This is a genomic window from Oleiphilus sp. HI0128 (assembly GCF_001635365.1).
The window spans coordinates 1-1,201 of the sequence record NZ_LWGG01001288.1 but is presented as its reverse complement, the minus strand read 5'-3'; the positions used below and the strand labels follow the sequence as shown (position 1 = coordinate 1,201).

Annotated in this window: 1 protein-coding gene; it reads left to right on the top strand. The window is 48.9% G+C overall.

The genetic code is table 11. The annotated features are described in order from the left end of the window. On the top strand, positions 1-1,140 hold a 1,140-nt coding region (selD, locus tag A3763_RS21565; RefSeq protein WP_231872285.1), incomplete at its 5' end, for a selenide, water dikinase SelD. Positions 1,141-1,201 lie beyond the last annotated feature (61 nt).

Genomic DNA, 1,201 nt, shown 5'->3' with positions numbered 1-1,201 from the left:
GCCTCTAGAGGTGACTGGGCAATGTCGGGCGCATGGGTATGGCACTGGAAAGATTCAATCGACCGTAAATTTATGCGCCGCTTTAGTGAACTTGCCAAGCCGATGATCCCCGCTGAAAATGCGAGTGTGGATGCTGAGCCGATGAGTATGCGTTGTGGCGGTTGCGGTGCCAAAGTGGGGCAGCCTATTTTAAATCGCGTGATTGCCCAGCTTTCAACACGTTATGAGGATAAGGCGAAGGTAGCACTGTCCCAGCCGGATGATGCCGCCGTTTTGGCCATTCCTGCCGATAAATTATTAGTCCAGTCTGTCGATGCTTTTCGACGTTTCATCGATGATGACTACCTCTTTGGCCAGATTGCCGCGAACCATGCCTTGGGTGATATTTTTGCCATGGGAGCAACGCCCCATAGCGCCCAAGCTTTAGTGACCTTACCTTTTGCGAGTGAAGAAAAAGTTGAGCAGCAATTGCTTCATCTGATGCTTGGCGCGAGCAAGGTTTTTGATGCGTGTGAGATGCCCATTGTTGGGGGGCATACTGCAGAAGGTGCTGAACTAAGCCTTGGCTTTACCATTAATGGTCTAACCGATGAAAACCAGCTTCTAACCAAGGCTGGGCTTCAGCCAGGTGATAAATTGATTCTAACTAAAGCGCTGGGAACAGGGGCTTTATTTGCAGGGGATATGCGAGGCTTGGCGAAGGGGCCTTGGGTGAAATCGGCGATTGAAATGATGCTTCAGTCTAACCAAAAGGCGAGTCATATCCTCTTCAACCATAGGGCGAAAGCTTGTACCGATGTCACGGGCTTTGGCTTAGCTGGACACTTACTGGAAATGCTTCAGGCGTCAAAGCAAAAGGCTTCTTTGAATCTGGCTTCCTTACCTGTATTGGACGGTACTGAAGCACTGATGGCTAAGGGTATATTCTCGAGCTTGCATGAGCAAAACAAACAAATCGATACCAAGATGCGTGCTTTTATTTCCTTGGAAACGCCGAAAGAAGCAGAGATTTTATTTGACCCCCAAACTGCGGGAGGTTTATTGGCTGGAGTGCCTGCTGATCAAGCGAACGCTTGTTTAAATGAGCTGAGAACCGCGGGTTATGACTTGGCTTGTGTGATTGGCGAAGTGATTAAGTAGTAATATCCAGCTACCTTACCATCCTTTGGAGGGGGCTGACTTGAAGGCATTCACAAAGGTA